Origin of the sequence: Maribacter aquimaris, assembly GCF_014596745.1 — a bacterium.
GTDB lineage: Bacteria > Bacteroidota > Bacteroidia > Flavobacteriales > Flavobacteriaceae > Maribacter_A > Maribacter_A aquimaris.
In genome coordinates this window covers 396694-421579 of sequence record NZ_JABTCF010000001.1, presented here as the reverse complement: position 1 = coordinate 421579, position 24886 = coordinate 396694, and the positions used below count along the sequence as shown (strand labels likewise).

Here is a 24886-nt window from a genome sequence, read left to right as displayed (position 1 = left end):
AATTTACCGTTGTATACTACATTTTCAACACTCGTGCCAAAACTGTGTTTGTTGATAACGTAAAACGATAAATTATCGTATTGTTTCGATGAAAAACCTTTTTATATGCTCTTTTTATCTTTTTTGGAATTAAAAACAGGCAATAGTTTTGTGGAAACTTCACCAAAACCAAGACGATGTCCGTTTCTTTCACAAAAGCCCTTAATGACTACGGTATCATTGTCCTGAATGAATTTACGTTCACTGCCGTCCTTTAAGGTAATGGGTTTTGTCCCTTGCCACGCAAGCTCCAGCATAGAACCATATGAATCGGGGGTTGGACCGGAAATCGTTCCGCTACCCATCATATCCCCACTATTGACTTTACAACCGTTTGTGGTGTGATGGGCCAATTGCTGTGCCATGGACCAATACATGTATTTAAAGTTCGATTTTGAAATTGTTGTGGGGATGCCTTCCGGTGTAATTAAATCCACTTCCAAGTTAATATCAAAACTGTGTTCCCCTTCGAGGGCTAAATATGGAAAAGGTTTTGGCTCCTGTTTTGGGCCTTTGCATCTAAAAGGTGCCAACGCATCCAATGTTACGATCCAGGGGGAAATCGAGGAAGCAAAACTTTTGGCTAGGAATGGGCCTAAGGGTACATATTCCCATTTTTGTATATCCCGTGCACTCCAGTCGTTGAACAAGACCATTCCAAAGATATGGTCTTCGGCGTCTTCCACGGCAATAGGTTCTCCCAAAGAGTTGGCATCCGTAGTGATAAAGGCCATTTCCAATTCAAAATCAATCAATCTTGAAGGACCGAAGACAGGTTTTTCCGCACCTTTGGGCATAGTTTGTCCCATGGGCCTATGAATCGGTATCCCACTGGGAATGATCGTAGAACTTCTACCATGGTACCCTACGGGGATATGCAACCAATTCGGGAGCAGTGCATTTTCGGGGTCACGAAACATCGTACCCACGTTGGTGGCATGTTCTTTACTGGAGTAAAAATCGGTGTAGTCACCAATTTGAACCGGTAGTTGCATTTCTATTTCCTTGAGGTCAAAAAGAATGATGTTCTTATGGTTCTCATTATTTTTCAAGGTCCCATTCCCCATATCAAATACCTCACTGATACGATTACGCACCAATCGCCATGTTTTTTGTCCGTCCGAGATGAAATCATTTAGGGTGTCCTGCAGAAAAATATCATCGGTCAAAGGAATTCCATCGAAATATCCCAATTGGTGCATAGCCCCCAAATCTATGGCGGTATCACCGATACGGGTACCTATGGTAATGATGTCATCCCTGGTCAAAAATACACCAAAGGGTATGTTCTGAATGGGAAAGTCCGTATTTTCCGGGGTAGGAATCCAAGTTTTTTTATCGGGGTTGTTCGCAAGTATCTCCATATCTCAAATTGTTAATTTGTATTTGATAAATTCCAAATCAAATATATTATTTTCCATCAATAACCAATTGGCAATTCGTATTTTTACCGCTCATTTAACATAAAAGAAAATATGCAACGTGACCATCTCATTTTTGATTTAATAGAAGCTGAGAAACAAAGACAATTGAACGGGGTTGAACTTATCGCTTCAGAGAACTTCACAAGTCCCCAGGTAATGGAGGCAGCGGGTTCGGTATTGACCAATAAATATGCCGAAGGATATCCTGGAAAAAGATATTACGGCGGATGTGAAGTAGTGGATCAAGTTGAGCAAATCGCTATTGATAGGGCAAAGGAATTATTCGGGGCAACTTACGCCAATGTGCAGCCACATTCAGGGTCGCAGGCAAATGCCGCGGTTTTTCACGCCTTTTTAAAACCGGGTGATAAGATTCTGGGATTCGATCTTTCACATGGAGGGCATTTAACCCATGGGTCACCCGTGAATTTCTCTGGAAGATTGTACAATCCTGTATTTTATGGTGTAGATGCTGAGACAGGGGTGCTTAACTATGATGCCATACAGGAAATCGCATTAAAGGAAAAACCCAAATTGATCATAGCCGGAGCCTCTGCCTATTCAAGGGATATGGATTTTAAACGTTTTCGTGAAATCGCGGATAGTGTAGATGCCATCCTTATGGCGGATATAGCGCACCCAGCAGGTTTAATTGCAAAAGGCATACTTAATGATCCGATTCCACATTGTCATGTTGTAACCACTACAACCCATAAAACCTTACGTGGTCCGAGGGGTGGATTGATTTTGATGGGGCAGGATTTTGACAATCCTTTTGGAATTCGTTTGAAGAACGGAAATTTGAGAAAGATGTCCGCATTGCTCGATTTGGCTGTCTTTCCTGGGAATCAAGGGGGGCCGTTGGAACATATTATTGCGGCAAAAGCCATAGCTTTTGGAGAAGCATTGACCGATGAATACTTGAATTATATGCTGCAGGTCAAGAAAAATGCGGCGGCCATGGCTTCAGCATTTGTTGCCAAAGGGTATAATATTATTTCAGGGGGAACCGACAATCATATGATGTTGATTGATTTGCGCAATAAGGACATTACAGGAAAAGATGCGGAAAAAGTGTTGGTGAAGGCCGATATCACCGCAAACAAGAATATGGTTCCTTTCGATGATAAATCACCATTTGTAACTTCTGGAATCCGATTTGGTACTGCAGCGATTACCACACGTGGACTAAAAGAAAATGAAATGTCGACTATAGTTGATTTCATCGATCGCGTTCTTACCCATGCCGAAGACGAGGATGTAATAGCTCAGGTTAAGAGTGAGGTGAACGCCTTAATGCATGACAGGGCTTTGTTCAATGCCTGATAGATAAACTTATTCGTTTATCATATGTAAATCCTCATAGATGAACCTGTTGTTCTTGAGGTCGTAAATAACGGCATCTTGCTCTGATTCAAAATATAAGGCCCAATAGCTAGCATAGTTATGGGTCTTTTTTGTTTGGTTACTAACAAGTTCCGGTGTTAATATGTCATCTTCAAAAACAGCCACAAAAATTTCATAAGGAATTTCAACATTTCCTTTGGTTAATTGAACGTAGTGTTTTTCCAGATTCCTAATAACACAGTCCAAGTGGGTTGATATACTTTGTTCGTATATTTTGTTTATGATTATACTGGTGTCTTTTAGGTTGATGGTAAACTCTTCGACGTCGAAAGAAATGTTGTTATATTGTTCCAATATTGCTAATTCATGGGCAAAAGGGTATTTGCATTCGCTGAACGTTCCCCATGTACCTTTATAGGAGTGCATGATCATTTCGATCAAGTTCAAATCACAAGTTAAATCGATAATCAAACGGACCTGATTATCGTTTGTAGCGATGTTCCGTATTGAGATTTCTGAGAAAAAGAATTTTTCAAGATTATTGGTAAATGCAGAAAGACCCCTAAAGGAAACACTTTGTGCTCGCCTTTTGGGAAAGTTGTTTCTAGAATTTTCAGGGGCTGTAGACATTGGTTAGGGCTATTTGGATTACAATTAACCTCAAATTTAATGGTATGTCTATAATATAGGGCTTAGGACAACCTTATGAAATATAAGGTTGTCCTTTGTGAAATGTAGTATATTTTTTAAATAGCTGATTATTAGATATTTAAAAAATTAAATAAAATGTTAAAAAACTGGGATTATATGAATCCGCGTTTTCGGGCCTCTTCAATAAGCTCAATATCATTACCTTGTTCGATCCCGAAATGTTGTTTTAATTGTCTTTTTCTTGATTCCACGGTTGTAGGTGCGACCGATATTAAGGGGCCAATATCCTTAGTACGGATGCCTGTGGAAATATAGTGGAGGATTTTTTTATCGGTTTCATCTACGAGATCAAAATCATTGGCCATTTTTTTTCGAATCGCAGATAGGGCACTTGCCGTATAATACGGAGGTCTTTCCAAGACGGTCCTAACCATTGCGCATAGTGATTTTTCATCTATTTCCGATTTTACCATATAGCCATCAGGGTCCACGGTCTTGAAAATACTATTAATACGATAACTGTCACTAAATGATGACATGAACACGATTTTGGATGTAGGGACCTTTGACCTGGCGTATACACCTAAATCCTCTCCACTTCTGGTATCATTGGAATGTGTAGGAAAAAGGGATATATCCAATAAAAGAATATCATAAGGAATGGAACGTTCAGAAAAGTCAATCTTTTCTATAGCCCCCTCAAAGGTGTTCACCGTATCTACCTTAACCTGGAAACCATCAAATTCGGCGCCTTCCAAGATGTATTTGTAACCCATGGCCGTCATGGCATGGTCATCTACCGATAAAAGTCGTACAATCTTCATTTTCAGTCTATTAGTACTATTCTATAGTGCGTTATTTTCGTATTTTTTGCAATTCCGGGTTCCCTTTTAATTCTTAATCGGTATGTCCAAGGTTATCGTTGTTCCTTTGTTCAACGCGCTATCAATATTCCAAGTTCCACCCAGTTTTTCTATTCTTGACCTGATATTTCGCATACCTATGCCGGATTTGGTTTTGCCCGATTTTATTGCAAATCCCTTTCCGTCATCCGTAATGGTTACCAGAATCTCTTCATTTGTTCGTACAAAACTAACCAAAATATTCTTACAAGAAGCGTGTTTGACCGCATTTTGTAATATCTCTTGGATCATACGATATAGATTGATTTTGATATCCCCTTTCATAGTGTCCCAATCCAGTGTCTCATTAAACTCGAAAGAATAATCAAGATGATTGGCAGAGCATATGTTCTTCAATAATTCCTGAATGGAGTTAATGAAGTTGTTTATATTGTGATAGGCCGCATGGCTTAATTCGTGTGATATGGCACGTACCTCACCTTCAACATCCTTTAAAGCCGATATGGCTTTGGCCTTTTCGGAAATGGCCTCCTCGGTATTGACCTTATTCAATCCGGTAAGTACCATTCTGGCTCCAAGCATTTTACCAAGGACCCCATCGTGTAATTCTTCGGAAATCCGTTTTTGTTCCGCTTTCTTTATTTCAGCGATTTTTTGTTTTTGGGACAACATTAAATCAAAAATCTCTTGGTTACTGGTCTGTTGCTGTTGTTGAAATCGTAAAGCCTGGTTTTTGGCGCGTTGATGGAAAATAACATAAACCGAAACCCCAAGCAGGAAAATACCCAATGCTAGCCCTGTCCAAAGTTGCTTTTTTCGGGTTAGGGATTCATTTTCTGCGATAAATTCATCGGTTTCGAAGCGTATTCGTGTGAACTTATTGCGTTCCCGTCGTTCTAGTTGAACTAGACTATCGTACAGCGTAATATATCGTTCGGTATGTATGAGGTGATTTTTGGAATCGATACGGGCCAGCAAACCCAGGGAGGCCAACAAACGTTTGTTATTTGAGCCTTGCTCTGCGTGTTGCTTGGCCTTTCGGGCATTGACCAAGGCATTGACCGTGTCCTTAAGGGATAAATAGTATTCGGCATAGGTGTATTCCAATAGCGATAGGCCTTCTATATCGTTTTGCTCTTCACGAATCTGTTTTACCGTTTCCAAATCCTTGAAAATATTTAAAGTGTCCCCTAATTTAAAGCGACTGAGGGTTAAATTGTTAAGTTGTCGGGCATAGTTGGAAGGATCCTTATATCTTAAACTATCATAATCAAACGTGGCTTTTTGGTAGTAACTTTTGGCAGCTTTATAATTGCCTTGATCTTTATAGACATTACCAAGGTTGTTCTGTAGCTTGGAATAGTACTCCCTCTTGGTTTCTTCGTCGTCAACTTCAGACAGATATTCATCAGCGATGTTGAAGTATTCGAGTGATCGATCGTATTCCTTTAGTTCTTTTGTGATCGAACCCAATAAATTATAACAGCGGTGAAGCCTTAGATATTCATTCAATGGTTTTAATAGTTCTATGGACTTAAAAGCATTTATTTCGGCCCCTGTATAATCCTTGACATTGGTTTGGATAACCGCCAAGTTGTAAAACATTCGTCCTGAATAGTAATTTTCACCAACAGAAGTAAACTTTTTTTGTGCCTCGGAGTAATGGTAAAAGGAACTGTCCATTACCTTTTTTATTTCAAAAAAGTCGGCCAAATCCCAGTGGGCATTGGCTTCGGTAATCGTATCATTAATCTTTCTCGAAAGGGAAATTGCTTTTTGGTTGACGGATCGGAACAATAAAGAATCATTGATTTCCAAATAGGCTAAGGAAAGTCTGGAGTAATATTTTGATCGGACACTGTCAATAGTGCTATTGTCGGCAGCTAGATAGGCTTTTTTAAGTAATTCGGTTTTTTGCTTTAAAGGCATTTCGGAATTTCTTCCAAGGGATATCCAACTTAAAATACTATCATTTTCAGTAATTTCTGGAGCATCCTGTTTTGTACTAGGGAAGGAGCAAGAGCCTATGGCAGTGCATAATAGAATAAACATGAACCATTTATTCAAGAGGGTGGATTTTGGTAGGTTGGTTTTAAGCATGGTAACACTAATGTAAACAAAAAGGTCCTAATCTTACCAAGATTAGGACCTTTTTGTTTTGAAAGAAGGCTATTTTTAGACCTTCTATTTATATAGGTAGGGTGAACATCCGATTAGACGACATCCTTAGCTTCACGTCTGTCCTTGTCGTGTGAACAGTCGTCACAGTAAACCACATCCTTGGCCTCACGTCTGTCCTTGTCGTGTGAGCAGTCATCACAGTAAACCACATCCTTGGCCTCGCGTCTGTCCTTGTCGTGAGAACAGTCATCACAGTAGACCACATCCTTGGCCTCGCGTCTGTCCTTGTCGTGTGAACAGTCATCACACGCAATGGTCTCTTGTTCTTGGGTATCATTTACATTGATCATAGCCATAGATCCAATCATTAAGGCCAATACTGCTAAAATACTAAGTGCTCTTCTCATAATCTTAAATAATTTTTATTAGGGGTTTCTTTTTATTATGTTGTAAAACTAATAAGACCTCTAGAGTAAGATAGTGTAAATTAAAAAGTATGAGTATGTGGCCTGGTTTGAAGAGTATTTAACCCGGTTTTGAGAGAATTCACTTAATTAATCGATGGGATAGTGCTTTTTGATAAAAGATTCTTTACCTCATCGATGTTTGCTTTATACGATTTCGAAAAGGGCAATTGAAGGTTTCGAAGTTTTAGGGTGCAAACCGATTTTCCATAGCTGATACCTGAAATAAAGATGGTATTGATAATATAACTCTGATGGATTCGTATGAAATTCGAGGGTAATTGGTTTTCAAATGTTTTCAAGGTCTTGAAAGCATTGACCACGCTTCCATCCTTCATCACAAATTCCGTGGTATTGTTATCGGCCTGTAGGTAAAGAATATCATCCGTGTTCAAGTATTGGAAATCCCGATAGGATTTTAAACAAATCGTTGCAGCCTGGGAATGAGCGGGAGTAGATTCCGGCATTTGTTTTTTAAGGCGCAACAAGGATTTTCGTATATCGAATTCATTATAGGGCTTTAACCAATAATCGAAAAAACCATTTTTAATGGCTTCATAGGCATGATTCTTTGTTTTGGATATACCTATGATGACCGGTAATTTCTTGACATACTGATGAAGTTCTATGACCATTTGAAAATATTCGGAAGCATTTTCATTCAGGTTTACAAAAACGACGTCGGGGGAATACTTTAAGATTGCATTTAGACCGTCGTTACTGTTTTTAGCTAAGGAAGAGCACGAAAAATCACCGTATTCCTCCAAAAAATGCTGCAGTTGCAGATTGGAGGTGGCGTCAGAATCGATAATGGAGTAATTGAATTCCAATGTATTAGCTATTTGTCAATAGCAAAGTTATGATAGTCGGGGAACCAAGGACATAGGAAAACCTTATAAATAATAAGGTTTGTGTTTATAATGTATAAAAATATTTTAATTTGAAAGAAAATACTTATCTATTGGGGGGAATATGCGGCAAATAATCATTTTGGGGTATATTCATATGCCCCAATATCCGGATTTTGGGTTCTTTCCGTACCTATGATGTCATAGGGAAGAGATAAGGAATATGCCAAATCAGCCTTGTCAATGGCCGATGAAGCCTCCCCTAATTGATATACATTACGATTAAATCCTTTAAAATCAGTGTTTTGATTAATAAGGACCCCAATGTACTTGGTGTTGTCATTAAAATCGTACAAAGTATTGTTTGTGTATAGCCCTGCGGCATCCTCAAATTTTATAAGGGAATGGTCGAAAACAAAATTAAATGTATTGACTTCGTTAGGATATAATGATATTTCGATGGGGGCACTACCATCTATGATACAATTATAGAACTGGGCCAAAACCAAATCCCCTGAGGTGGTGGAATCATAGTTGTCAATTTTTAAAGCCGTTCCCATTCTCGAACCATGGGACCAATAATTCGCAATGGTGCTATGGGTGAATTCGTATCGACCACCGAGCGTACATTGTAATGAATGGCCTCCGGCACCACCCAATACCGTGTTTGTTGCCTTAATATAGGCGTTTGTGGCCTGCAGATTGGTAATCGAGGAATTGTATATTTGGGTATTATTGATGGTTAGTGTGGGGGATTGTAATGATCCATCACCTTTAACAATGGCGCCGAATGTTGCATTTTTAATCGTTACATGATTAAAGGAGTTATTGCGACTTCCCTCAGCCATCCAAATCGTACCCCATTGTCCAGGAACATTCGAATATTCGGGTTCTAGTCGATCTCCTTCAAAAATAACCTCGTTTTCCAAGGTATCCTGGGAAGAACTTAATGTACCATTGATATGAAGGGATGCTCCCTTGGAAACATAAATCCCAGAACCTTCATGAAAATAAATCCTGGCTCCCGCATTGACCTGTAAGGTCTGGTTTTCCGGAACTATCGCATACCCGTAGATCACATAGGGCTTATCATTGGTAAATATCAATTCATCATCCTTTAAAAAAAATCCGTCTACATTATTTTGGTTCCCATCGATATCCATATTTAAAGGGTGGGTTTCCTTGGTGCCATCCTCCAATATTTTAGGATAGCGTAAAATCGCATCCTTTACCAAAGTGACTAATTGCACTTCTTGGGTGTTGGATAACCCCTTAAATACAATAGCATCGGTATATAAAAATTGCTTCTCATCATTGGTGGGGCTGTAGGTGGTTTCAATAAATATGTAAAGGCTGTCCTTGGCCAGGATGGGTATGTTCGTGAATTCCTTTCCTGCCATGCCGTCTACATTAAGTCTATAAGCACTGTTTTCCCCTTGTTTTAGGCGGATGGAACTTACTTCTATGGCATCATCATTGGGGTTGTACACTTTTAAGGTGTAGGTACTGCTCGATATCTTGGAAAAAACGGTATCGAGAAAAACCGTATCCTTTGAAAACCTCAGATTGCCGGGATTGGAAGCATACTCGAAATCATTTCTGCACGAACTCCATACCATTATAAGTATAAAGGCAGAAATTGGTAATACGATCCGCTGCATAGTTTTGGTTTTTCCGTTTAATCACTCAGGAAGACCTTTTGGATTTTCCCTGAAATGCGAATCGGTCGTAAGGTCATCGCGTTGAGCAGGCACCATTCCGTAACGGAACGTACTAAAAGCTCATTCGTTTTATCATTGTACATCTCCACACAACGTACCGAAATGGCCCCTTTTGTGCTGGCAATAAACGTTTTTGCCAAAATCACGTCCCCTAAGACGGCAGAACTGAGATAATCGATATTATGGTTTTTGACGACCCAGAGTATACCGGCCTGCATCTCTTTAGGAGCGGTTGATTGCCAATGTTCTTTAGAGATGTCTTGGATCCATTGTACATAACGCACATTGTTTACGTGGTTTAAGTCGTCTAGATCCGCTTGGGAGACTATTATTTTCTTTTCGTAGGACTCCATTATTTTTTGATGATTTTGACCTCGAACATTTTGTCCCAGTTTTTTCCTGTAACAAAGAAGGTTTTTCGTTCTGGATGATAAGCTACCCCGTTAAGAACATCCAGTTCTTGGTGTTTGGTGACCCTTTCCTTTAAACCACCGAAATTGATGACACCCTCAATGGCTCCACTTTGGGCATCTATGATCATCATGCTTGGTTTTTGGTAGACGTTGGCATAGATCTTCCCATCCAAATACTCCAGTTCATTGGCCATGTTGAATACCGATTTATTGGTCACTGTTTCAATATGGCCCTCTTCAGCTAAGGTATCGGGATTTAAAAACCAAATCTTTTCGGTACCATCACTTTTGAATATTTTGTTTCCATTATGACAAAGGCCCCAGCCTTCCTTGCTTTCCCCATATTGAAAAGTATCTATCTTCTCGAATTTCTCCAAGTCATACACGAATCCAATTCCATTTTGCCACGTAAGTTGGTATATCTTACCGTTCATGATGGTGATGCCTTCGCCAAATTGGGAATCCTCAAGGCGTATTTGTTTGAGGATTTCCCCGGTTTTAAAATCGACCTTCCTTAAAGAAGACCTTCCTTTTTTTCCGGTACTCTCGTAGAGTATGCCATCATGGAATTCCAAACCTTGGGTATATGCCTTGATATCGTGTGGGAATTCGTTTATGATTTCATAGGTGTATAGGGCAGGAGGGGTAGGCGCCAAAACTTTTATTTTTTTTGTAATATCTATACTGGTATCATCATAATCGACAGTGGCCATAAGGGTCTTGGCTCCCAAAGTCGTAAGATCAAATGTAATTTTGCCTTCCTTAACCTCGAGTTCCTTGCCATCGATGGTATAGGTTACCGAATTGATTGATTTCTCCTTCTTGTTCTTAATACCGACACTTACGGTTTGATGTTGTTTGAAATCCGTTTTATTGCCTTCCAATTGAATTTCGAATAAAGAAGTTGCCTTGGTATTGCCACTGCCGCAGGACATGAAAAGCAGTATGAGAAAACTAAAAGAGGTAAGCTTAATAAGATTCATGAATATATTTATTTGTTGATTTAGGTATTCCCGACTGTATTATTCTCTTTTAGAAACACTTAGGAATACCAATAAAAAAGGCAAGTTAATTCATAAAAATTAGAATATAAAACGATTGAAAAAGTTTTAAAAGATTGTATATTTGCATTCGGCAAGTCCTACACGACCAGCTCCTGTAGAATCCCCCAGGGTGGGAACGCAGCAAGGGTATATGGTTGTAGCGGTGCGATGTAGGTAGCTTGCCGTTTTTTTATACCTTCATTTTTCATAAAAAGCGTGTATCTGATTTTGGGACCATATAGTCATTGTACTTTAGGCTTCTTTGTAAATCGCTTTTTACCAGACCTTTTTTTTAATCTTAATCTATAACTTTTATGGAACAAAAAATAGTTCTTATAACGGGAGGCTCTTCTGGAATAGGGAAATCCATCGGAAATTTATTGAAATCCAAAGGATTTAAAGTTTACGGAACAACAAGGAATCTGGCTAAATACCCCGATTTCAGTGATTTTGATCTCTTGGAGTTGGATGTTAGGAATACAAATACAATCGCAAAGGCTGTTTCCCAACTTATAGAAAAGGAAGGTCGGTTGGATGTATTGGTCAATAATGCAGGTGTGGGAATAACAGGCCCGATTGAAGAAACCCCACACGAAGAGATCCTTAAAACCTTTGAGACAAATTTCCATGGTCCGTTGCATATGATAAAGGCTGTTTTGCCCCAAATGCGAAAGCAGGGGGATGGACTCATTATCAATATAACCTCTATTGCCGGCTATATGGGCTTACCCTATCGTGGTATTTACTCGGCTACCAAAGGTGCTTTGGAAGTTACGACGGAGGCGCTTCGAATGGAAACCAGGAATTTCGGTATACGAATGACCAATTTGGCCCCTGGCGATTTTGCTACGAACATAGCCAGCGGAAGATATCATGCACCCGTTTTAAAAGGCTCCCCATATGAGGAGGCATACGGAAAAACCTTACAATCAATCAATGATGATGTTTCTTCGGGCAATAATCCCATTCAAGTGGCCGAAAAAGTATATCGTATTATTAACACCAAAAATCCCAAAGTGCATTATAAGGTGGGTTCATTTATGCAAAAGTTCTCTATTTTCCTTAAACGGGCTTTACCCGATAAAGCCTATGAGAAGCTGTTATTGAATCATTATAAGTTGTAATTTTGGAATATTCATTTTTAAAACATTACCTAGAAAATTAATTAAAAACAAATCCATGAAATTTTTTATCGATACAGCCAATTTAGATCAAATCAGGGAAGCCCAGGAACTGGGGGTTTTGGATGGTGTTACCACCAATCCATCATTAATGGCCAAAGAGGGCATTACGGGACGCAATAATATTCTAAAGCACTATGTTGACATCTGTAATATCGTAGATGGCGATGTTTCTGCCGAGGTCATTGCAACTGAATTTGATGCTATGGTCAAAGAAGGTGAGGAGTTGGCCGAACTGCACGAACAGATTGTGGTTAAAGTACCCATGATCAAAGATGGTATAAAGGCTCTAAAATATTTTTCCGATAATGGTATCCGTACCAACTGCACCTTGGTGTTTTCGGTCGGTCAGGCATTATTGGCAGCAAAAGCAGGAGCTACCTATGTATCCCCATTTATAGGAAGATTGGATGATATTTCAACTGACGGACTTAACCTGATTGCTGAAATTCGTCATATTTATGATAACTATGCTTTTGAAACACAGATATTGGCTGCGTCGATCAGACATACCATGCATGTCATTGATTGTGCTAAAATCGGTGCAGACGTAATGACCGGACCTCTTTCTTCAATTGAAGGCCTCTTAAAACATCCTTTGACGGATAGTGGTTTGGAGAAATTCTTGGCAGATTATAAAAAAGGGAACTAAAGGAAATGGCTTTATCTTTTAAACAGGCTATGAATAGATAGACCCAAAAGCCGATGGTTTTTGGGTTTTTTATTTAAAAGAATGATAAATGTCCCCAAAGGCATCAACGATCATTTCGTTATCGGTAATGATGCATTTGTTCATCGGATAAATGATCAGGGTTTTTGTGAGTTTCTCAAAATTGTCTGAACGATATTGATTATTGGGGTCGAAGCCTTTTACCTTGACCAAGGATTTCCATTCGTCCAAATTGGTCTGAACATTGATACCTACAAAGTTGTACTTGGGTTCATGTTGACTTAAATACTGGATGCGCTTAGCAATGTCGTTCAAGTGTTTTTTGTTTGATGCGGACCAGAAATAGAATACGGTTTTTCTGTCTTTGGCTATAGTGGATAAAGAGACCTGACCGCCATTATAATCGGTCAAATCTATACTTGGTATTCTTTTATGGGGTTGTATGTTCTTAATTCCGGAATAAAGGTCATTAACTTCATCCATATGCCTGTTATCCCCGGATAATGCCCGAAAAACTTCCATGAATATTTTATTGTTCTTTTCGGTATCATGTACTTTCAATAGATAATCAACGGCCACATTCCTAAAAAGGTTGTCCTTTAATTGTTTCTCAACGACCAGGCTATCAATAAGTTTTAATTTGTGTTTATTGAAATGAAGGTGGTTTTTGGCCATCTTATCCTTAATATCACAACCATGGGTGCAGGACATATAGGACAAATTACCAAAATGGTTTACCATAAACTCGTAGTAGGGTCTTAGATAGGTGAAATCCTCATTGTTGTAGGTTAGGTTTTTACGATACGCATAGTAATCATCATCTAATTTTGGTACTTTTTTAGCCTTCGCCAATCTTTTATGCTTAAAAGGATAACGTTCCTTAAACATGGCATAATTATATATGATGTCGGCTTTGGCGATTTCAAGCTCCTTCTCGGTCAACGAAAAGTCCATATTAAGATCACTGAGTAGGTCTAATTTCTGGTGTTGTAGGGAATCGATTTTCCTGCTGAATTCGGTCGGGTTTAACCAGTAATAATCATCGACGATTCTTTTTTCACGTTCCTTGGTCAGGTAAACCTCCATCATAAAGTTGTTGACTTCCTCACCTTTTCCTGAAAACACCAGGGATTCATCAAAATCAACCGTGTTCAATCGTATTAAAAGACTATCCCCTTTTTTTAGATAAACGTTTTGATATTCAGGGGCATGCTTAAAATAGTAGAGACCATCCTGTATGGAATCCAATTGCAAGGAAAACATGTTGTTGGTGTCCAAGGCTGAGGAGTCGATTACAACATCCCCTTTATAAAGAACAACATATTTGCTGGTAGGGTTTACAATTTCACCACCAAAAAAAACTCTAGGGGAAATTTTTTCGCTATCGCTGCAGCCTGCTAAAAAGATAAGAAATAAATAAAGTAAACTTTTATTCATATAAGAATATCTACGATATGTCAACAAATTTAAGCAACAGGAATATGTTACCTTGTTAATTGCGAGTTAAATATCCATCGGATAGAGTTAATATATCCATAGGGCCTAAGGGAAAAGTTTATTGGTGTAGAGCTATTAAATTGTCTATTTTTGCACGGATTTTAAAATAAGTGAGAATGTTATCAGTTTCAAATTTATCTGTTCAATTTGGTAAACGCGTTTTGTTTGATGAAGTAAATGTTTCGTTTACCCAAGGGAACTGTTATGGGGTTATCGGAGCCAATGGGGCGGGTAAAAGTACCTTTCTGAAAATACTATCGGGACAGATTGATCCGACCTCGGGACACGTACATTTGGAACCGGGTAAACGTATGTCGATATTGGAGCAAAACCATAATACCTACGACGAAAATACGGTACTCGAGACTGTGGTCATAGGTAATAAACCACTCTTTGCCATTAAAAATGAAATAGATGCTCTTTATGCGGATTATTCCGATGAAAAGGCAGATAAAATTGGGGAACTTCAGGTCCAATTTGAAGAAATGAACGGATGGAACGCCGATAGTGATGCAGCAGCCTTGTTGTCCAATTTGGGTATTCATGAGGAGTTGCATTATACATTGATGTCCGATGTGGATTCCAAACTTAAGGTAAGGGTGCTGTTGGCCCAGGCCCTTTTTGGAAACCCTGATGTATTGATCATGGATGAGCCTACCAATGATTTGGATTATGAGACGATTGGTTGGTTGGAGAACTTTTTGGCGGATTATGAAAACACCGTTATCGTTGTGTCCCACGACCGTCACTTCCTAGATGCGGTGTGTACGCATATTGCGGATATAGATTTTGGCAAGATGAACCTGTTTTCAGGTAACTATACGTTCTGGTATGAGAGTAGTCAATTGGCTGCGCGCCAACGTGCCCAACAGAATAAAAAGTCAGAGGAGAAAGCTAAGGAATTACAAGAGTTCATTATGCGTTTTAGTGCCAATGTTGCTAAGAGTAAACAGGCTACTTCACGTAAAAAAATGCTTTCCAAACTAAAGATCGAGGATATTAAACCTTCAAGTAGGAGGTACCCTGCACTTATTTTTGAACGTGAACGTGAAGCCGGCGACCAAATATTGAACATTGAAAGATTAAAGGCGTCTTCGGAAGATGGTGATTTATTGTTCGATAAGGTGAATATCAATTTGGCCAAGGGCGATAAGGTTGCGATCATTTCAAGGGACTCCAGGGCCACCACGGCTTTTTATGAAATTCTGAATGGGAATAGGAAGCAGGAAGAAGGGGAATTTCAATGGGGGGTTACCACTAACCAATCCTATTTGCCAGCCGATAACTCAGGATTCTTTACTGAAAATATCAATCTAGTGGATTGGTTGCGCCAATGGGCCAAGACCGAGGAAGAGCGCGAAGAGGTTTATATTCGTGGATTTTTAGGAAAGATGCTTTTTAGTGGGGAAGAGGCCTTGAAAAAATGTACGGTTTTATCCGGTGGGGAGAAAGTGCGTTGTATGTTGAGTAGAATGATGATGCTTAGGGCCAATGTGCTAATGTTGGACGAACCCACCAACCATTTGGATTTGGAAAGTATTACCGCATTCAACAATTCCCTTAAGAATTTTAAAGGAACAGTGCTCTTTACCACCCATGATCATGAATTCGCACAGACCGTTGCCGATCGTATCATAGAATTGACACCTCAGGGCAACATTGACCGATATTTGACGTTTGATGAATATATGTCTGATAAGACCATTAAGGAGCAACGCAATAAGATGTACGATGTGACGGCATAGTTTTATCAGCCCTTAAATCTTACATTATGAAAACCTACAGCATTATTTATGCATTATTAGCATTTGTGGTCATAGGTTGTAGCACATCAGATGATTCCACACTTCCCGAAGAAAAAGAAGAAGAACAAATAGTCTATGAGGCGGATTATGTCTTATTGCAGCAAAGCAATGGGCAATTATCCGTTCAGATGCTTGAAGCGGATGAGTCCGAATTGGACGTAAGCAGCGCGGAAAGTACGTTTGCAAATGTTCCGCTACCAGACCTTACTTTCCAGAACGGATCAACCTTCGCTTTTTATACCAAAGTCAGCGATTGTGATGGACAAGTGACCATACACGATTTTGATGAGGATATATCAACCGCTGTTGATGTCTTTGACGACTTATTGGCATGTAACCTAACAGTAACTTCCATAACCCTTGACGAGGATATTTTATATGTAGCCTATTATATCGAGGAAACCTCAAAAATAAACAAATACTACATAAGGACTCTTGATCTTGCCAATGATGCAAATAATAGGGAGGATATCGAATTGGATAAAAAACCGTCACAAATGGTTGTGACTAATGGCCGTTTGTTCGTGTTGACCTTGGATTGGGATATAACGAATGAATATGAACTATCGGTAATTGATACGCAGACCCTAGCGGTTGTACATGGGATTGGTTTGGGGTATAATGTTAAACGGATTTTTGAAGATAACCAGAAAAACATCATTATTTCATACCAAGAATTACATACGGTATTGAATAGTAGCACCCTGGCGGTGAAATACGTGAACTACGAAGAAGCGACCGCACCAAAATTCTCTGGATCCAAAATGAATTGTTTTGATGCTTCCGGGAGGCTTTTCTATATTAGACCGGATGAAACAGAATCATCGGGAGTGCCGGCGATATACGATTTTGCCAATAACAAGGCACTGTTGTATTATTATGAAAATTTTTTAACGGAAACCCAATTGACTTTTGAATTTAAAATTGGGCAAACCTCTATGGTGAGTTATGACGAGGCGAACCATGTTATGCTCGTAGGGTACCAGAAGAGCGATAATGGGCTTAAGGGAGGTTTGTTGAGAATCCAATTGGAACCAGAACCTAAATTTTTGGACAACCTTGATCTAGATGGGGTTCCCTATCAAATTTTCTACAAGAACGAGTAGGGTCAAAGTCTACTCACGAGTTGCAATACCTGCTATTCCAAATGGCATGGTTGAAATTCTTTCCTTTGGCGAAACCGTAGAACAATACCACGGCTATGGCCCATTTGAACATAAAAAAGAACAACAGCCAAAACTCATAACCTGAAGTGGTTTTGGTAAAAAGACCAATAGGTGTGATCAGGGTAGTGAAATAGCTTAAAATGATGATGGTAACCAATAGGTTTACGATGTTCTTGAACGGCCACATCAACACTTTTCGCAAAGGGTGTAGGTCATTGCCCCATTTGTGGATGAAATAATAATAGCCATTACCCAGCGGAACGAATAGTAGGGGGTCATCTTTATCCTTGAGTTTAAAAAGTTTCGAAGGAGCGATGATCTTGAAACCGGAAAGTTCGGTTTTGTGCGCTTTTTCAATCTGTTTGATTTTTGAAATCGCTTCAGGGGGAATAGTTCCCTTGAAATACTTCGAGTCGAGAAATCGAAGGCGATAATCAATACAAATCTTCTTAATGTGGTTGATGTGATAAATATTTTCTGCTTCCAACAGGTCAAAATTGAGTTGATGGGCGACTGTAGAACTATTCTTTAGAAGTTTTTTTTCAATTTTATTTCCATGGTCGTCACTGGCCTTGAATATTTTATCGAGCTCTTCGTGAATATCGATATCTTGGTTATCCTTATGCCTGGCATGGTTCAGCGCTCTTTTTAAATCCGTATTTTCCAGAAACATAGCATATCGTTTTACGTGAAGACGTTTCAAAGTAATACAATTTGCCTTGGTTTCAAATTTTGAAATGTTAAACCACAAATGTTAATATTATGTTAAATATCAAAAACATGTAAATTGTCAGTTTTGTACATGGGTATAAATTGTATATTGTCGGTAATTTGATACCGTTCATCGAAGATTTATTATCACGCCCTAAATTAAACCTAAATGAAATGTTATGCCTCCCCCATGGCTTTGCTGACTCTTTTTTTGACTTTTTTTGCATCGGCCCAAGATAGTTATATAGGTTTGGACAATAAGTTTGTTACCTTGGATATTGAAGAGTCGATTATTTCTACAACAACCAATTCCGGAAACCACACTACCTTAATAGCAGCATTAAAGGCTGCAGGAATGCATAGTATACTTGGTTTTGATGGTCCATTCACTGTTTTTGCACCCTCGGATAAGGCTTTGAACACGCTTTTTGCGAATACCGGTATGGATTTGTCCGATACTGGGAACAAAAGTGATTTACAGGCACTCTTACGTTACCATATCATCGCGGGAAGGTTTTCGGCCTCTAAGATTCTCAAGGAATTATGTAGGGGGGAAGGTAAGGCGACCTTTATGACCGTGCAAGGTGAAGTGCTTACGGCTACCATAGATGGGATAGACATAGTCTTGACCGACAGCTATGGGAACTCGGCAAAAATCATCACTGCGGATTCAGACCAATGTAATGGTATTATCCACGAAATAGATAGTGTGATCTTACCTAAGACCGTAAACTTTTTACCTTAGTTCCGCACCAAGTTCCGTAGCATACTTCTGTTGCAGTTTAGACATTATTTTGTCTATTTGCTTATCGGTCAACGTGCTTTTTTCATCTAACAGGGTAAAACTTACCGCGTAGGATTTTTTACCTTGGGGGAGTTTGTCACCTGTATATACATCAAACAAATTCACCTTCTTCAAGAGGTTCCGTTCCGTTTGAAAAGCAATGTCATGTATTTCCTTGAATCCGATACGTTCATCAAGCAATAAGGCTAAATCCCTTTTTACTTCTGGATATTTAGGGATTGGGTCGAATTTTATTTCTGATTTAGGCACCAGTTCTATAATATTGTCCCAATTAAAATCAGCATATAAAACCTCTTGTTTTATATCAAATTGCTTAATCAATGATTTATTGACAACCCCAAAATGTACCACTTTCTTTTTCTTGGAGGTAAATGTCAAGCCCTCTGAAAATATCGTGCTTTCTAAGGGTTTGGTATTGAGATCCAGTATTCCCAATCGGTTTAGAATGTTCTCGACCACGGATTTAAAAAAGAAGAAATCGGTAGGTTTGGCAGGGGAGGCCCAACCGGTACTGTTTCTGTTACCTGTAACGAAAAGACTTAAATGTTTGTCCTCTACATGTCCATCGCTGTATTGATGATAGGTCTTTCCAAACTCAAAGAATCTTAGGTTGCGGCTTTTCCGGTTTATATTGTACGATATGGTTTCTAACCCATTCAGTAACATACTCTGGCGCATCGTTGATAAATCAGTACTCAAAGGATTTAAAATGGTTACCGATTGCTCGTGTTTCAGTTCTTCGATTAAATCAACATAATCGGGTGAGGTAAGACTATTGGTCATTATCTCATGGAATCCCCTGGCGGCAAGTAAATCGCCAATGATATATTGCAGGTTGTAATCCTCGAATTTTGAAATGGGGGCAATGGATGCATTCAATTTATCGCCAAACGCAATATTATTGTAGCCATAGACCCTAAGTATTTCCTCAATAACATCAACTTCACGTTGAACATCAACCCTATAGGAAGGTATAACCAAGCCCATTCCTGATTCGGTAACATTCTTGACCTTTATTTCAAGTGAAGCCAAGATCGATTTTATGGTGTCCCGTGGTATATTTTGACCTATTAGCTTATCAATCTTATCAAAGGATAAAAATACTTGATAGTTATCTTTCTTGTTAGGGTATAGGTCAACGATATCGGAGGTAATGTCCCCTCCGGCGATTTCCTTGATCAACATCGCAGCCCTTTTGAGGCAGTATTCTACATTTTCGATATCGATACCTCTTTCAAATCGGAAAGAAGCATCGGTATTCAACCCGTGTCTTTTTGCTGTTTTTCTTATGGATACGGGATCAAAATAGGCACTTTCCAAAAAGATTGATTTGGTATTTTCGGTAACCCCTGTATTTATTCCACCAAAGACCCCGGCAATACACATAGGCTTTTCTCCATCACAAATCATCAGGTCTTCTTCATGAAGTTCCCTTTCAATACCATCCAAGGTCATGAATTTTGTTCCCTTGGGTAATGTTTTCACAACGATTTTCTTGCCAAAAATACGATCGGCATCAAAGGCATGAAGGGGTTGCCCCATCTCATGCAGCACATAATTAGTGGCATCGACAATATTGTTGACTGGATTTAAACCAATGGCTTTTAAACGGTTTTTCAACCAATTTGGAGAGGGTTGTACGATTAAATTGCTTAAGGTTACTCCGCAATAACGTGGAGCCAGGCTATTATCTTCAACCAATACATCCATTTTCAAGGAACGGTCGGTAATATTAAAATTACTTGTTGAAGGGGTAATAAGTTCTTTTTCGACTTCTTTTTGCTTGAGTCCAGCTTTCAAATCCCTTGCAACACCATAATGACTCATGGCGTCAGCCCTGTTGGGGGTGAGGCCTATCTCAAAAACCTCATCACTTTCTATCTCGACAACTTCGGCCATTGGGGTTCCCGGTGTTAGGGAATCATCTAAGACCATAATTCCGTCATGACTCTCCCCAATACCTAATTCATCTTCGGCACAGATCATTCCGTGACTTTCTTCACCACGGATTTTTCCTTTCTTTATTTTCCAGGATTCCCCTTCTTTGGTGTAAAGGACAGTACCTATAGTGGCTACCGGTACGTTTTGGCCTTTGGCCACATTGGGGGCACCACACACTATTTGCAAAGGCTTTTCAAGGCCAATATCAACAGTGGTCAATTTAAGGCGGTCTGCATTTGGGTGTTGTTCACAAGTAAGTACATGACCTACTACAATACCTTTAAGTCCTCCCTTAACGGTTTCATAATGTGAAATACCTTCGACCTCTAAGCCTAGATCGGTTAAAAGTTCAGCAGTATCCTTTGCTTCCCAGTCTATTTTGAGAAACTGTTTTAACCAGTTATAAGAAATGTTCATTGGTTGTATTTAAAGCTGGTAAAGATAAAACAATGAAATAAGACATTCAATACTGTTTCAATTGAATTGTTTTAATTTTTTTTGTAAGTAATTAGTTGTTTTTTCGATACAATTTTTGAAAACTTCACTTATGCGAAACTTTATTTTGGTTTTTTTAGTCCTGATAGTCTGTTATTCTTGCGAAAACTTAAAACGCACTTCACTCGCTGAAGGTACATGGCGAGCTGAATTAACAGTTCAAGATAATGAAATTCTCCCTTTTTCATTCGATTTAAAACAATTGGATGGGCGCCCGGTTATCGAAATCCATAATGCGGAAGAGATAATACATGTTGATGAAATAGAAATCTTGAAAGATTCCTTGATTATACGGATGCCGGTTTTCGAAGGGTACATTGCAGGAAAATTCACAGACACGACAATTACGGGGGAATTTATAAAGGAAAGTTTGAATCGCGTTGTGCCTTTTAAGGCCACCCAAGGGGAGTTGGCACGTTTCAAGGCAAAACAGGGTGCATCAATGAATGTATCTGGAATATGGGAGACCGAATTTAGTCCGGATACGATAGGTAGTTATTTGGGTAAAGGAATTTTCACCCAAGAAGGAAATAAAGTAAAAGGGACATTTAGGACAACCACAGGCGACTACCGTTATTTAGAAGGCATTATGGATGGGGATATCATGAAATTATCCGCTTTTGATGGAGCCCATGCGTTTTTATTCGTTGCAAAAGTCACAGATAGTACGATGAACGGAACTTTCTATTCGGGCAATCATTTCCAGGAGCCTTTTGAAGGGCGAAGAAATGTGAATTTCGAATTACCCGATGCAGATTCCTTGACATTCTTAAAATCCGGACATGGGAAATTCGATTTTTCTTTTCCGAATACGAAAGGGGAACAAATTTCCCTAGAGGATGTTGCATTCAAGAACAAAGCCATCATCGTTCAGATTATGGGTACCTGGTGTCCGAATTGCCTGGATGAATCAAAATTCCTCGTTAACTATTTAGAAGAAAATCCACAACTGAATGTGGCTGTGGTCGCATTGGCTTTTGAGTATGCCAAGACCGAGGAAGAGGCTTTTGAGCGTATCAATAGGTTAAAGAACGCCATAGGTATTGAATATCCCGTATTGTTGGCCCAATACGGGTCGTCTAGCAAAATAAGGGCACAAGAGAAATTACCCATGTTAAACCATGTACTTTCGTACCCTACAACTATTTTTATAGATAAGAATGGAGTGGTGAAAAAGATACACACGGGATTCAATGGCCCCGCCACTGGTGAAAAGTATGATTCCTTTAAGAAAGAATTCGATGCATTTGTCAAACAATTGGCATCCGAATAAATAGACTTTATTAGATTTAGATAATGGTTGATTTGCCCAGACCAATGTTCTCATCATTGATGTTCAGGTTGTCATCGGCATCAACAATATTGCTTGCGATAAAGTCACCAACACTGGATGTGCCGTATTTTGTACTCCCCATAATATCGATGGTAACTATTTTCTTCATGAATGATTTATGGACCGCAGAAACAATAGCATTAAATTCTTCTTGAAGCCCAAAATGTTCAAGAAGTAAAGCAGCGCTAAAAATGGCGGCCACTGGGTTCGCAATATTCTTGTCCTTCGCTTGTGGATAAGAACCGTGTATAGGTTCGAACATTGCATTTTCAGTACCGATAGACGCTGAGGGCAGCAATCCCGCGGATCCAATGAGTACATTGCATTGGGAGGAGAGAATATCTCCAATCATATTGCTGGCCAAAATCACATCAAAGGAACTCGGTTCCAATAATAAGGACATTGAGGCGTGATCCAAATACATACAAGTGAATTCTACCCCAGGATAGCTTTTAGCAATGTTAGTGACTACTTTCCGCCATAATCTTGAGGTTTCAAGCGCATGGGCCTTGTCTACCAAGGTTAGTTTCCCTTTCCTCTTTTTTGCTGCCTTAAAGGCCATATGGGCCACACGGCTTATTTCGTCTTCTGTGTACCTACAAAGATCGGTGGCAATGGTGCCGTCCTCGCTCAAACTTTTTTCACCGAAGTACATACCGCTTACAAGTTCCCGATAAATGACAAAATCGGTCCCAGTGATAATATTGCGTTTTAAAGGGGAGTTTTTGATCAAAGCAGGAAATGCTTTTATGGGCCTTATATTGGTAAAAAGATCCAGTTCTTTCCGTAAATATAAAAGTCCATCTTCCGGCCGCACTTTGGCCATAGGGTCATTATCGTACTCCGGTGTCCCAATGGCTCCAAATAAAGTGGCATCGGAATTTTTACAGAGTGTTATGGTTTCCTCAGGAATTGGGCTGCCTGTTTTTTCCATGGCAGCGGCACCGATCAATCCATTAGTGAATGTGAAATCGTGGCCAAAATTTTCTTCAACGGCTTGTAGGCATTTCACGGCTTGCGCGATAACTTCGGGTCCTATACCATCCCCACCTAAAACGGCAATGTTCAATTTCATTTATGAAATGCTTTCAATTTTAATATTACTACTCTCTATGATTTCATGAATGTCTCCATCCACGATTTCTTTTTGCTGATCGGCATATTTCAAAAACTCTTGGTAAACAATGTCCAATTGCACCTTAGTAAGTTCATAACCCACTTTTTTAGCCCTATACGCCAAAGCCGCTCTACCACTTCTTGCCGTAAGGACAATCGAGGATTCGTTTACCCCTACTTCAGCAGGGTCCATGATTTCATAGGTCTCCCTGTTTTTTATTACCCCATCTTGATGGATACCCGAACTGTGTGCAAAGGCATTGGCTCCCACGATGGCTTTATTGGGTTGCACCAACATTCCCATTTTGTCGGAAACCATTTGGCTGGTGTCATAAAGTAATTTACTATTGATATTGGTATCAATCCCTAGATAAGGATGCTGCCTTAATATCATGACTACTTCCTCTAAAGAAGTATTTCCGGCACGTTCACCGATGCCATTGATTGTACATTCAATCTGACGGGCTCCATTGATTACCCCTGCGATGGAATTGGCGGTAGCCAAACCTAGATCGTTGTGGCAATGGCACGAAAGTACGGCTTTATGTATACCAGTCACATTTTCTTTTAAATATTTTATTTTGGCCCCATATTCCTCAGGAAGACAATACCCAGTGGTATCAGGAATGTTCAACACTGTTGCACCTGCCTTTATGACTGCCTCACATACCCTTGCCAAGAACTCATTATCCGTTCTACCGGCATCCTCTGCATAAAACTCAACATCCTCAACAAAAGTTTTCGCGTAACTAACGGCACTGACCGCTCGTTCTATTATAGCTTCTTTGTTCGAGTTGAACTTATATCGTATGTGGGAATCGGATGTTCCTATACCTGTATGTATTCTTGGGGTTTTGGCAGGTTTTAAAGCTTCGGCAGCTACTTCAATATCTTTTTTTACCGCACGGGTCAATCCGCATACAGTAGCATTTTTCACAATTTTAGCAATCTCAAAGACAGCATTAAAATCGCCCGGACTCGAAATAGGGAATCCTGCTTCGATGATATCGACGCCAAGATCATCGAGACGCCTGGCAATGACCAATTTCTGTTCTTTGTCCAATTTGCATCCCGGAACCTGCTCCCCATCACGTAGTGTCGTGTCAAAAATCTGTACTATATCTTTACTCATTATATTTACGTAGTTTTACTAGCCGTTTACGAATATATGGCCAATAGGTTTGTTGAATTGGGGTTTAGTATCACATTTACAACGTTAAGTAACTTTTTGG

The 24886-nt window shown here is 39.5% G+C and carries 21 protein-coding genes and 1 other RNA gene; 8 read left to right on the top strand and 14 right to left on the bottom strand.

What is annotated here, in order from left to right; genetic code table 11:
- Window positions 1–101: 101 nt before the first annotated feature.
- Complete coding sequence (gene fahA / locus HPE56_RS01815) at window positions 102–1403, bottom strand: fumarylacetoacetase (RefSeq protein WP_188242058.1); 1302 nt, start codon at window positions 1401–1403, stop codon at window positions 102–104.
- Between the two features lie 111 nt (window positions 1404–1514).
- Between fahA and glyA the strand changes: the two genes are divergently transcribed.
- The gene (gene glyA, locus HPE56_RS01810; RefSeq protein WP_188242057.1) at window positions 1515–2789 is read left to right on the top strand and encodes a serine hydroxymethyltransferase; all 1275 of its coding nucleotides are present in this window, start codon (window positions 1515–1517) and stop codon (window positions 2787–2789) included.
- 9 nt (window positions 2790–2798) lie between these two features.
- Here the strand turns inward: glyA and HPE56_RS01805 are convergent, their stop codons facing one another.
- The 8 genes from HPE56_RS01805 to HPE56_RS01770 form a co-directional block, all read right to left on the bottom strand.
- On the bottom strand, window positions 2799–3440 hold the full coding sequence (locus HPE56_RS01805; RefSeq protein ID WP_188242056.1) for a hypothetical protein: 642 nt from the start codon (window positions 3438–3440) through the stop codon (window positions 2799–2801).
- Between the two features lie 173 nt (window positions 3441–3613).
- Entirely contained in the window at window positions 3614–4285 is a 672-nt protein-coding gene (locus HPE56_RS01800) for a response regulator transcription factor (protein ID WP_188242055.1), read from the bottom strand.
- A 66-nt stretch (window positions 4286–4351) separates the two neighbouring features.
- Window positions 4352–6376: a tetratricopeptide repeat-containing sensor histidine kinase gene (locus HPE56_RS01795; RefSeq protein WP_188242054.1), complete on the bottom strand. Its 2025-nt coding sequence runs from the start codon at window positions 6374–6376 to the stop codon at window positions 4352–4354.
- Between the two features lie 161 nt (window positions 6377–6537).
- A complete protein-coding gene (locus tag HPE56_RS01790) occupies window positions 6538–6852 on the bottom strand; it encodes a hypothetical protein (protein WP_188242053.1) in 315 nt (104 codons plus the stop codon).
- 143 nt (window positions 6853–6995) lie between these two features.
- Window positions 6996–7739: a LytR/AlgR family response regulator transcription factor gene (locus tag HPE56_RS01785; protein WP_188242052.1), complete on the bottom strand. Its 744-nt coding sequence runs from the start codon at window positions 7737–7739 to the stop codon at window positions 6996–6998.
- 155 nt (window positions 7740–7894) lie between these two features.
- Window positions 7895–9418, bottom strand: coding sequence for a hypothetical protein (locus HPE56_RS01780; RefSeq protein ID WP_188242051.1), 1524 nt, complete (start codon window positions 9416–9418; stop codon window positions 7895–7897).
- 17 nt (window positions 9419–9435) lie between these two features.
- Window positions 9436–9831, bottom strand: coding sequence for an acyl-CoA thioesterase (locus HPE56_RS01775; protein WP_223170139.1), 396 nt, complete (start codon window positions 9829–9831; stop codon window positions 9436–9438).
- Window positions 9831–10874 carry a glutaminyl-peptide cyclotransferase gene (locus HPE56_RS01770; RefSeq protein WP_188242050.1) on the bottom strand — a complete coding sequence of 348 codons (1044 nt, stop codon included), beginning with the start codon at window positions 10872–10874 and terminating at the stop codon, window positions 9831–9833. The genes HPE56_RS01775 and HPE56_RS01770 overlap by 1 nt, the downstream gene beginning before the upstream one ends.
- Before the next feature lie 149 nt (window positions 10875–11023).
- Here HPE56_RS01770 and ffs point away from each other — a divergent pair.
- The 3 genes from ffs (at window position 11024) to fsa (ending at window position 12767) form a co-directional block, all read left to right on the top strand.
- Window positions 11024–11122: signal recognition particle sRNA small type (gene ffs / locus HPE56_RS01765), an RNA gene on the top strand.
- A gap of 126 nt (window positions 11123–11248) precedes the next feature.
- The gene (locus tag HPE56_RS01760) at window positions 11249–12058 is read left to right on the top strand and encodes an SDR family oxidoreductase (RefSeq protein ID WP_188242049.1); all 810 of its coding nucleotides are present in this window, start codon (window positions 11249–11251) and stop codon (window positions 12056–12058) included.
- 55 nt (window positions 12059–12113) lie between these two features.
- Window positions 12114–12767, top strand: a complete 654-nt coding sequence (gene fsa / locus HPE56_RS01755) for a fructose-6-phosphate aldolase (RefSeq protein ID WP_109650201.1) — start codon at window positions 12114–12116, stop codon at window positions 12765–12767.
- A 69-nt stretch (window positions 12768–12836) separates the two neighbouring features.
- On the opposite strand, the gene HPE56_RS01750 is transcribed toward fsa, so the two are convergent.
- Window positions 12837–14222 (bottom strand): TlpA family protein disulfide reductase, encoded by a 1386-nt coding sequence (locus tag HPE56_RS01750; protein ID WP_188242048.1) that lies wholly within the window; start codon window positions 14220–14222, stop codon window positions 12837–12839.
- A 176-nt stretch (window positions 14223–14398) separates the two neighbouring features.
- Between HPE56_RS01750 and HPE56_RS01745 the strand changes: the two genes are divergently transcribed.
- Both HPE56_RS01745 and HPE56_RS01740 read left to right on the top strand, forming a co-directional pair.
- Window positions 14399–16027, top strand: coding sequence for an ABC-F family ATP-binding cassette domain-containing protein (locus HPE56_RS01745; protein WP_188242047.1), 1629 nt, complete (start codon window positions 14399–14401; stop codon window positions 16025–16027).
- Between the two features lie 26 nt (window positions 16028–16053).
- Window positions 16054–17193, top strand: a complete 1140-nt coding sequence (locus tag HPE56_RS01740) for a hypothetical protein (protein ID WP_188242046.1) — start codon at window positions 16054–16056, stop codon at window positions 17191–17193.
- A 13-nt stretch (window positions 17194–17206) separates the two neighbouring features.
- On the opposite strand, the gene HPE56_RS01735 is transcribed toward HPE56_RS01740, so the two are convergent.
- Window positions 17207–17926: a hypothetical protein gene (locus HPE56_RS01735; protein ID WP_188242045.1), complete on the bottom strand. Its 720-nt coding sequence runs from the start codon at window positions 17924–17926 to the stop codon at window positions 17207–17209.
- Between the two features lie 207 nt (window positions 17927–18133).
- Here HPE56_RS01735 and HPE56_RS01730 point away from each other — a divergent pair, with 207 nt between their 5' ends.
- Complete coding sequence (locus tag HPE56_RS01730) at window positions 18134–18709, top strand: fasciclin domain-containing protein (protein WP_188242044.1); 576 nt, start codon at window positions 18134–18136, stop codon at window positions 18707–18709.
- On the opposite strand, the gene pheT is transcribed toward HPE56_RS01730, so the two are convergent.
- Window positions 18701–21127, bottom strand: a complete 2427-nt coding sequence (gene pheT, locus HPE56_RS01725) for a phenylalanine--tRNA ligase subunit beta (RefSeq protein ID WP_188242043.1) — start codon at window positions 21125–21127, stop codon at window positions 18701–18703. The two genes, HPE56_RS01730 and pheT, sit on opposite strands and share 9 nt — an antisense overlap.
- Before the next feature lie 130 nt (window positions 21128–21257).
- On the opposite strand from pheT, the gene HPE56_RS01720 reads away from it, so the two are divergent.
- Window positions 21258–22478: a peroxiredoxin family protein gene (locus HPE56_RS01720; RefSeq protein WP_188242042.1), complete on the top strand. Its 1221-nt coding sequence runs from the start codon at window positions 21258–21260 to the stop codon at window positions 22476–22478.
- A gap of 16 nt (window positions 22479–22494) precedes the next feature.
- Here the strand turns inward: HPE56_RS01720 and leuB are convergent, their stop codons facing one another.
- Window positions 22495–23613 carry a 3-isopropylmalate dehydrogenase gene (gene leuB, locus HPE56_RS01715; RefSeq protein WP_188242041.1) on the bottom strand — a complete coding sequence of 373 codons (1119 nt, stop codon included), beginning with the start codon at window positions 23611–23613 and terminating at the stop codon, window positions 22495–22497.
- Window positions 23614–24786, bottom strand: coding sequence for a 2-isopropylmalate synthase (locus HPE56_RS01710; RefSeq protein ID WP_188242040.1), 1173 nt, complete (start codon window positions 24784–24786; stop codon window positions 23614–23616).
- Window positions 24787–24886 lie beyond the last annotated feature (100 nt).

What these genes read in the sequence shown, in the direction of transcription:
- fahA (WP_188242058.1), bottom strand. Translation starts at nt 1,403, where the DNA reads ATGGAGATACTTGCGAACAACCCCGATAAAAAAACTTGGATTCCTACC.
- glyA (WP_188242057.1), top strand. Translation starts at nt 1,515, where the DNA reads ATGCAACGTGACCATCTCATTTTTGATTTAATAGAAGCTGAGAAACAA.
- HPE56_RS01805 (WP_188242056.1), bottom strand. Translation starts at nt 3,440, where the DNA reads ATGTCTACAGCCCCTGAAAATTCTAGAAACAACTTTCCCAAAAGGCGA.
- HPE56_RS01800 (WP_188242055.1), bottom strand. Translation starts at nt 4,285, where the DNA reads ATGAAGATTGTACGACTTTTATCGGTAGATGACCATGCCATGACGGCC.
- HPE56_RS01795 (WP_188242054.1), bottom strand. Translation starts at nt 6,376, where the DNA reads ATGTTTATTCTATTATGCACTGCCATAGGCTCTTGCTCCTTCCCTAGT.
- HPE56_RS01790 (WP_188242053.1), bottom strand. Translation starts at nt 6,852, where the DNA reads ATGAGAAGAGCACTTAGTATTTTAGCAGTATTGGCCTTAATGATTGGA.
- HPE56_RS01780 (WP_188242051.1), bottom strand. Translation starts at nt 9,418, where the DNA reads ATGCAGCGGATCGTATTACCAATTTCTGCCTTTATACTTATAATGGTA.
- HPE56_RS01775 (WP_223170139.1), bottom strand. Translation starts at nt 9,831, where the DNA reads ATGGAGTCCTACGAAAAGAAAATAATAGTCTCCCAAGCGGATCTAGAC.
- HPE56_RS01770 (WP_188242050.1), bottom strand. Translation starts at nt 10,874, where the DNA reads ATGAATCTTATTAAGCTTACCTCTTTTAGTTTTCTCATACTGCTTTTC.
- HPE56_RS01760 (WP_188242049.1), top strand. Translation starts at nt 11,249, where the DNA reads ATGGAACAAAAAATAGTTCTTATAACGGGAGGCTCTTCTGGAATAGGG.
- fsa (WP_109650201.1), top strand. Translation starts at nt 12,114, where the DNA reads ATGAAATTTTTTATCGATACAGCCAATTTAGATCAAATCAGGGAAGCC.
- HPE56_RS01750 (WP_188242048.1), bottom strand. Translation starts at nt 14,222, where the DNA reads ATGAATAAAAGTTTACTTTATTTATTTCTTATCTTTTTAGCAGGCTGC.
- HPE56_RS01745 (WP_188242047.1), top strand. Translation starts at nt 14,399, where the DNA reads ATGTTATCAGTTTCAAATTTATCTGTTCAATTTGGTAAACGCGTTTTG.
- HPE56_RS01740 (WP_188242046.1), top strand. Translation starts at nt 16,054, where the DNA reads ATGAAAACCTACAGCATTATTTATGCATTATTAGCATTTGTGGTCATA.
- HPE56_RS01735 (WP_188242045.1), bottom strand. Translation starts at nt 17,926, where the DNA reads ATGTTTCTGGAAAATACGGATTTAAAAAGAGCGCTGAACCATGCCAGG.
- HPE56_RS01730 (WP_188242044.1), top strand. Translation starts at nt 18,134, where the DNA reads ATGAAATGTTATGCCTCCCCCATGGCTTTGCTGACTCTTTTTTTGACT.
- pheT (WP_188242043.1), bottom strand. Translation starts at nt 21,127, where the DNA reads ATGAACATTTCTTATAACTGGTTAAAACAGTTTCTCAAAATAGACTGG.
- HPE56_RS01720 (WP_188242042.1), top strand. Translation starts at nt 21,258, where the DNA reads ATGCGAAACTTTATTTTGGTTTTTTTAGTCCTGATAGTCTGTTATTCT.
- leuB (WP_188242041.1), bottom strand. Translation starts at nt 23,613, where the DNA reads ATGAAATTGAACATTGCCGTTTTAGGTGGGGATGGTATAGGACCCGAA.
- HPE56_RS01710 (WP_188242040.1), bottom strand. Translation starts at nt 24,786, where the DNA reads ATGAGTAAAGATATAGTACAGATTTTTGACACGACACTACGTGATGGG.